We start from the raw sequence: 7,288 nt of genomic DNA on the forward strand, positions 1-7,288 counted from the left end.
GCGCAGCTGCACGCTGCGCGGGTCCATCGCATCGCCGTCGCGGAGGGGCTGCAGTGCGCGCCGGGCCTCCACCGGCTGGTCCATGCGCAGCAGGTTGCGCCCCCATGCCAGCTGCACCGCCTGCTGCTGCAGGCGCGCGTCCGGGCCGTTGCGGGTGGTCTGCCGCATCAATGCCGCCAGGCGGTCGCCGGCCTGCCAAGGGTCGACATGCTCGCCGACGATCTCGGCCATGCGACGGTCTGCGCGCAGCACCTCCAGGTCACCGTCGCCGCGCTGGGCGGCCTGCCATTGCCGCCCTTCGCGCAGGGCGGCCAGGCCGTCCTGCCAGCGGCCGGCGTCGGCCAGCGCGCTGCCGTAGTCGTACAGCCCCTGCGGGAGCAACCCGATGGCGTCCGGCTGCCGCCAGATCGCCACTGCGCGCCCGAACGCATCCACCGCCGCAGCGGTATCGCCGCGTTCCAGCGCTGCACGTCCCAGGGCGTGCCAGGTCTGCCCGGTGTCGCGGTGCTGCTCGCCCAGCGCCTTGCGGGTGAGCTGGTGGACCTGCAGCAGGGCCTGCCGGGCCTGCGCCAGGTCGCCCCGCTGCAGCGCCAGGCTGGCGCGCAGGCGGCGGATGGTCAGCGTCTCCGGGTGATCCTCGCCATACAGCGCCACTGCGTCGGCCCAGGCCTCGCCCAAGCTGCGTTCGGCACCGTCCAGGTCGCCCTGCGCGGCGAGGGTCTCGCCCAGGTGGCGATGCAGCGTGACCCGCTGCGGGTGGCGGTCGCTGGTCCGCTCCTGCAGCAGTTGCAGGGCCTGGCGGTAGCCGGCCAGCGCAGCCGACGCGTTGCCGACGTCGTTTTCCAGCGCGGCCAGATCGGCCAGGCTTTCGGCGGTGCCGGTGGTGTCGTGCGCTACTTCGCGGCGCAGCGACAACGCCCGCTCGAACGCCGCGCGTGCCTCGTCACGGTAGCCCAGCAGTTGCTGGCAGCGGCCCAGCTGTGCGTGGAACTCGGCCACCAGCGAGGGCAGTGCCTGCTGCTGTTCGCCGGCCAGCGCCTGCAGCGGCGTCATGTGCCCCACGCACTCGCGCGACCGCCCCAGCATGCGCAGCGCGCGACCGCGCTGGGTCACGGCCTCCAGCTGCATGTCCGGCGGAACGTCTTTCACCTGCTCCAGCAGCGCGCGCTGCCGGTCCAGGGTTTCCAGCGCCAGTGCGTAGTCGCCCATGCCGATCCGCAGCCGTCCGATCACGCCTTCCAGGTTGGCCAGCGGCAGGGGCTGGTCGGCCAGTTCGGCCTCGCCGCGCTGCTGCCCGGTCGCCAGCAGCTGGCGTACGTCGAAGCTGCCATGGCGCACGCCGGCGGCGCGGTCGAACAGGCCGATGGTGAAATCCTGCATGGCCTGGGCGCGCGCGATCTCGCGCCGGGCCTGCTGCATCTGCCACAACGCCAGCGCCGCCAGCGCCACCAGGACCACCGCGACCACGGCCGCAAGCGCCACGCCCCAGCGGTGCCGGCCCAGGTACTTGCGCAGCCGGTACAGCGCCCGCTGCGGGCGCGCCTGGATCGGACGGCCTTCGAGGAAGCGCTGCAGGTCCTGGGCCAGCGCCTCCACCGAGGCATAGCGCTGCGCCGGCTCCTTCTGCAGGGCCTTCAGCAGCACCGTGTCCAGGTCGCCGCGCAGGCGCCGGGCCAGGCGCCGCGCCGCCGGCGTGACCGCCGCATCGGTGATGTCGCCGCGCAGCAGCACGCTGGACGCGCGGGGCGCGTCCACTTCCAGGATCGACCGCTCCCATTCGGCGTCGCTGACCCGGCGCAGGCGGTATGGCTTGCGCCCGGTGATCACCTCGAACAGCACCACGCCGAGCGAGTACACGTCGGTCAGCGTGGTCACCGGGGCGCCCCGCACCTGCTCCGGTGCGGCGTAGTGCAGGGTGAAGGCACGCGCTTCGGTGGGCGGGTGCGCGGCGTTGGCGCGCGCCTGCTCGTCGTCGAGCAGTTTGGCGATGCCGAAATCCAGCAGCTTCACTTCGCCCGCGGTGGTGACCAGAATGTTGGACGGCTTCAGGTCGCGGTGCACGATCAGGTTGGCGTGCGCGTGGCTGACCACCGCGCACACCTGCAGCATCAGCTGCAGGCGGCGTTCCAGCGGCAGCTGCAGGCGCTGGCAGTAGTCGGTGATCGGTTCGCCTTCCACGTAGGCCAGGGCCAGGTAGGGCTGGCCCTGCAGGTCCACGCCCGCGTCGAGCAGCTGCGCCAGGTGCGGGTGCTGCAGGCGCGCCAGGATCTCGCGTTCGCGGCTGAAGCGCTGGCGCAGCCCTGGATCGGCATAGCCGCTGCGCAGCAGCTTCAGCGCCACCTGCCGCTGGTACAGGCCATCGGCGCGTTCGGCCAGCCACACTTCGCCCATGCCGCCTTCGCCCAGTTGCCGCAGCAGCCGGTACGGGCCGATATGGGTGCCGGCGCGGCTGTCCTCGGGGGCGGCGGTCCACAGCGGTTGGGCCATGAAGTCCTGGCTTTCCTGCTCGTGCGTCAGCAGCCGTTCCAGGTCATCGGCCAGCGTGGCATCGGCCGCACGCAGTTGCGCCAGGCGCGCGCTGCGCTGGTCGGAGGGCATTTCCAGCAACTGATCCAGCAGCGAGGAGAGCTGCCGCCAGCGCACTGCATCCATCGTCCCTTCCCCGGGCGTCGTGTTACCGCGCTGCCGATTCGACCGCCGTGCTCAGTCCTCGCGGACCGAGGCCAACAGGAACATCCGCGCCTTCTGCCAGTCGCGCCGGATGCTGCGCTCCGAACGCTGGCACAGGTCGGCGATTTCCTGCTCGGACAGCCCGGCGAAGTACCGCAGCTCCACCACCTTGGCCAGGTGGTTGTCCACCGCCTGCAGGCGCGCCAACGCAACGTCCAGCGCCAGCAGGTCTTCGTCCAGGCGCACGCCGCTGCTGCTGTTTTCCGGAATCTCCGCAACCCGCTTGAGGTCGCCGCCGCGCTTGCGCGCCAGCCGGTTGCGCGCGTAATCGACCACCACGCTGCGCATGGCCGAGGCGGCATAGGCGAAGAAATGTGCCCGGTCCTCGAACCGCGCCGCGCCACGTGCGCCCAGCAGTTTGAGGTAGGACTCATGCACCAGCGAGGTCGCATCCAGGGTCCGACCCTGCTGCCCGGCCAACTGGCGCCGGGCCATGCTGTGCAGTTCCTGGTACAGCAGGGTGAGCACCCGGTCCAGCGAGGCGCGGTCGCCCGCCCGGGCTGAATCCAGCCATACGGTGATATCCGGGCTTTCGTCCATCGCACACCCCCGCCGGTGACGTTGGGCCGACTATAGCGCCGGTTTCCGTCCGTGCGTATGCCGGTTCAGCGCTGGCAGTGGGCGCACCAGACGCTGGCGCGCTGGCCGATGGTCGCGTGGCGCAGCAGCCGGCCGCATTGCCGGCAGGGTTCGCCTTCGCGCCCGTAGACCAGCAGTTCCTGCTCGAAATAGCCCGGCGCGCCATCGGGATTGATGAAATCGCGCAGGGTGGTGCCGCCGCGGGTGATGGCGTACGCCAGGATCTGCTTCACCGCCGTGGCCAGGCGCTGGTAGCGCTCCCGCGAAATCTTCCCTGCCTCGCGCAGCGGGTTGATCCCGGCCATGAACAGGCTTTCGGCCGCGTAGATGTTGCCCACGCCGACCACGATGCCCTGGTCCATCAGGAAGGTCTTCACCGGCGCCCGGCGGCCCCGGCTGCGCTGGAACAGGTACTCGCCGTCGAACGCGTCGTCCAGCGGTTCCGGGCCCAGGCCGGCCAGCAGATCGTGGGTTGCCCCCGCCGGCTGCCACAACAGGCTGCCGAACCGGCGCGGGTCGTTGAAGCGCAGCAGGCGGCCGTTGTCCAGGCTGATGTCGACATGGTCGTGCGCCCGCACCGGGGTGTCGCCGGGCAGCACGCGGAGGCTGCCGGACATCCCCAGGTGCAGCACCGCACTGCCGATGGCGGTATCCAGCAGCAGGTATTTGGCGCGGCGGCGCACGCCTTCGATGGCCTGCCCGGGGAGCAGCTGGCTGATTTCGCCGGGGATCGGCCAGCGCAGGTCGGGCCGGCGCAGGATCACGCCGTGGATGCTGCGGCCTTCCAGGTGCGGGGCCAGGCCGCGGCGGGTGGTTTCTACTTCGGGAAGTTCGGGCATGTGCGCGGCGTCATCGGGGTGGGGCGGACAGTTCCTTCGCGCTCAGGGAGCCGTCGCGGTTGGCGTCCTGTTTGTGGAAGCGGTCGATGATGGTCTGGCGCTGCTGCTCGCGGGTGATCGGCCTGCCCTTGCCGCCCGGCAGTTCGTCGGCGCTGAGCACGCCATCGCCATTCCGGTCCATGCGGTCGAAGGCGTACATCATCCAGGCCACGTACTCGTCAACGCTGACCTTGCCGTCGCCGTCGCTGTCCATGCGCTGCAGGTAGGTGCCGGTGTCGGCTACCTGCGCCTGCGCGCCCAGCGCGAACAGCAGCAGCGCGGCGCAGGAAAAACGCCGCGCAGGGCGGCGTTTTCCGGAAACGGTGGACGGGCGCACCGCTCAGTGCGCCGTCAGCGCGTAGCCCTTCAGGCGCGCTGCGTAATTCTGCAGCGCGGCGATGCCGCTGGCCTCGGCTTCGTGGCACCAGGCCTGCAGCAGCTTCAGGCGTTCGGCGGCATCATTGCCGCGGGCTTCGAGCAGGGCCGCCAGGCGCGCGCGGTGTTCGACCAGCACGCGGATGCGCGGGCGCTGCTCCACCCAGCTGCTGAGCTCGGCTCGGCAATCGGGCTTGAGCCAGCGGCCATCGTTGACCAGGCCACGGCGCATGCGGCGCGGCAGCAGTTGTCGCAGCTTGGCACCGGCCATCGCCGCTTCCTCGCGCAGCGCCGGCACGAACACGTTGCGCTGGTAATCGGTCATCGCCTGGAAGCGGTGCGAAAGCAGCGCCTTGAGGGTTTCGGCATCGGGCACGGCAATGTTCGGGCGCACGTCCATGCTCGGCGCCACGCGCAGCACCTTGGCCAGGCCCACGGCCTGCAGGCCGCGGATGGCTGCCCAGCCGATGTCGAATTCCCAGCGGCGCATCGAGAAGCGCGCCGAGCTGGGGAAGGCATGGTGGTTGTTGTGCAGTTCTTCGCCGCCGATCCAGAACGCCCACGGGGTGAGGTTGGTCGAGGTGTCGGCCGACTCGAAGTTGCGATAGCCCCACCAGTGGCCCAGTCCGTTGACCACGCCGGCGGCCCAGAACGGGATCCACGCCATCTGGATCGCCCACAGCGCAACGCCCGGCAGGCCGAACAGCAGCAGGTTCAACGCGAACAGGGCGACCGGGCCCAGGTTGGCGTGCGGGGTGTAGAGGTGGCGCTCGATCCAGTCTTCCGGGGCGCCACGGCCGTACTGCTCGATGTCCGCGCGCATGCCGCGGGCTTCGCGGTACAGCTCCACGCCGCGCCAGAACACGGTGCCGATGCCCTTGGTGACCGGGCTGTGCGGATCTTCCTCGGTTTCCACCTTGGCGTGATGCTTGCGGTGGATGGCCACCCACTCCTTGGTGATCATGGAGGTGGTGAGCCAGGTCCAGAAGCGGAAGAAGTGCGCGATGACCGGGTGGAAGTCCACGCCACGGTGGGCCTGGCTGCGATGCAGGTACAGCGTGACGGCAAAGATGGTGAGCTGGGTGAACACCAGCAGCACCAGGCCCATGCCCCACCAGCCGAGGCCGACGACACCGCCGGTCAGGAAGTTGAGGAGGGTATCGAGCATCGCAGGACTCCGGGCCGCAACGGCCAGCAGGGAAACGGGTTTACAGGTAGGTCCATCATGGGGCCAGACGTTGCAAACTTCATCCGTCTGATGCGATTTTTGCGCAGTCATTCAGTTGATTTCCCCCTTCGTGAGCATTGCCCCCGCATTCATGACCGTCGCTACCCCTCCCCCGGCCGCTGCGTCCGCCGCCCCGTTGATCGAACTGGACCGGGCCTGCGTCATCCGCGGCCAGGTCCGGGTCCTGCACGACCTCAGCCTGCGTATCGCACAGGGCCAGCACACGGCGCTGCTGGGCCCGAACGGCTGCGGCAAATCCTCTTTCATCAAGCTGATCACCCGTGAGCTGTACCCACTGGCGCACGCCGACGGCACGGTGGCGGTGCGCGTGCTGGGCCAGAACCGCTGGCAGGTGGACCGGCTGCGTTCGCAGCTGGGTATCGTCACCGGCGACCTGAGCAGCAACCTGGCCGACATGCCGGGCCTGACCGTGGAAGAAGCGGTGCTGTCCGGGTTCTTCGCCAGCTTCGTGGTGCCGGCATTCCGCGAGGTGACCGACGACATGCGCGCGCGGGTGCGTGAAACCCTGGCCCTCACCGGCGCACTGCCGTTGCTGCAGCGCGGCTACGCCGAGCTGTCCGCCGGCGAAACCCGTCGCGTGCTGATCGCGCGTGCGCTGGTCAACCGCCCGCAGGCGCTGCTGCTGGACGAACCTTCCACCGGGCTGGACCTGGTGGCCCGCCAGCACCTGGTGGCCACGATGCGCACGCTGGCCGCACAGGGCATCACCCTGGTGCTGGTGACCCACCACATCGAAGAAGTGATTCCGGAAATCGAACGCGTGGTGCTGCTGCGCGGTGGCCGGATCGCCGCCGACGGCACGCGCGCGGAGCTGCTGCGCGATGGGCCGCTGTCCGAGGTGTTTGGTGGCCCCATCCAGGTGCTGGAGCACGAAGGCCGGCTGACCGCGTTCGCCGGGTAAAACAGCCACGCAGGGCGTGGCGCTACACGCCCTGCGCTGCTTCCCTGCCTAGAACCGCACCGCTACCGCGCGGCGTTCGATCGGCGCCATCCGGCCCTGGTCCTGCAGCTGCAGGTCACGCAACTCGAACGGCGCGCCGTAGCCATTGGGCAGCGCGACCTCGTCGAAGGCCAGCAGCAGCTCACCGCTGCCGGCAGCGTCGAACCACGCAGCGCTGTGTGCCTGCGCCACCGGGCGCAGGCTGCCGCCCGGGGCGGTGGCGTACAGGGTGCCGCGGGCTTCGTACCGGCCCGGCGCGCCTATCTGCAGCGGCAACCGCACCTGGCGCTGCGCCGCGTCCACCTCGGCCTGGCCGCTGAAGCGCGCGGTCGCCCGCGCCACCGCGAACGCCACCTTGGCGTCGCGCTGCACGCCCTGCGCGCTCACGAAGGCCTGCAGCTCCCACAATCCCTCGGTGGTGCCGATGTCCTCCGGAACGGTCACCTGCGCGCGCAGGCCGTTCCTGGCGGTCACCAGCGGCACCGGCCAGCTGCGGCCGTCCGGCGCCACCAGCAGCGCCTCGCCGGCGGCCGGCAG

Annotated in this window: 6 protein-coding genes and 1 pseudogene; 1 reads left to right on the forward strand and 6 read right to left on the reverse strand. The window is 70.6% G+C overall.

The window, feature by feature from the left end:
- The 5 genes from RWO33_RS17915 to RWO33_RS17935 form a co-directional block, all read right to left on the reverse strand.
- On the reverse strand, window positions 1–2,652 hold a 2,652-nt coding region (locus tag RWO33_RS17915), incomplete at its 3' end, for a serine/threonine-protein kinase (RefSeq protein WP_314106551.1).
- A 51-nt stretch (window positions 2,653–2,703) separates the two neighbouring features.
- Window positions 2,704–3,270: an ECF-type sigma factor gene (locus RWO33_RS17920; RefSeq protein ID WP_145480584.1), complete on the reverse strand. Its 567-nt coding sequence runs from the start codon at window positions 3,268–3,270 to the stop codon at window positions 2,704–2,706.
- A 65-nt stretch (window positions 3,271–3,335) separates the two neighbouring features.
- A complete protein-coding gene (gene mutM, locus RWO33_RS17925; RefSeq protein WP_314106554.1) occupies window positions 3,336–4,148 on the reverse strand; it encodes a bifunctional DNA-formamidopyrimidine glycosylase/DNA-(apurinic or apyrimidinic site) lyase in 813 nt (270 codons plus the stop codon).
- Between the two features lie 10 nt (window positions 4,149–4,158).
- Window positions 4,159–4,464 carry an EF-hand domain-containing protein gene (locus RWO33_RS17930; RefSeq protein WP_260844199.1) on the reverse strand — a complete coding sequence of 102 codons (306 nt, stop codon included), beginning with the start codon at window positions 4,462–4,464 and terminating at the stop codon, window positions 4,159–4,161.
- A 63-nt stretch (window positions 4,465–4,527) separates the two neighbouring features.
- Complete coding sequence (locus tag RWO33_RS17935; protein WP_145480580.1) at window positions 4,528–5,730, reverse strand: fatty acid desaturase; 1,203 nt, start codon at window positions 5,728–5,730, stop codon at window positions 4,528–4,530.
- Window positions 5,731–5,881: 151 nt separating this feature from the next.
- Here RWO33_RS17935 and RWO33_RS17940 point away from each other — a divergent pair, with 151 nt between their 5' ends.
- Window positions 5,882–6,712, forward strand: coding sequence for an ATP-binding cassette domain-containing protein (locus tag RWO33_RS17940; RefSeq protein ID WP_145481180.1), 831 nt, complete (start codon window positions 5,882–5,884; stop codon window positions 6,710–6,712).
- 48 nt (window positions 6,713–6,760) lie between these two features.
- On the opposite strand, the pseudogene RWO33_RS17945 reads toward RWO33_RS17940, so the two are convergent.
- A pseudogene (locus RWO33_RS17945) lies at window positions 6,761–7,288 on the reverse strand (DUF4785 domain-containing protein); the annotation flags it as partial.

The organism is uncultured Stenotrophomonas sp. (assembly GCF_963519925.1).
GTDB classification, from domain to species: domain Bacteria; phylum Pseudomonadota; class Gammaproteobacteria; order Xanthomonadales; family Xanthomonadaceae; genus Stenotrophomonas; species Stenotrophomonas maltophilia_AE.

Bases quoted from the DNA above. Each gene is read 5' to 3' on its own strand.
- RWO33_RS17940 (WP_145481180.1), top strand. From the start codon at position 5,882: ATGACCGTCGCTACCCCTCCCCCGGCCGCTGCGTCCGCCGCCCCGTTG.
- RWO33_RS17920 (WP_145480584.1), bottom strand. From the start codon at position 3,270: ATGGACGAAAGCCCGGATATCACCGTATGGCTGGATTCAGCCCGGGCG.
- RWO33_RS17935 (WP_145480580.1), bottom strand. From the start codon at position 5,730: ATGCTCGATACCCTCCTCAACTTCCTGACCGGCGGTGTCGTCGGCCTC.
- mutM (WP_314106554.1), bottom strand. From the start codon at position 4,148: ATGCCCGAACTTCCCGAAGTAGAAACCACCCGCCGCGGCCTGGCCCCG.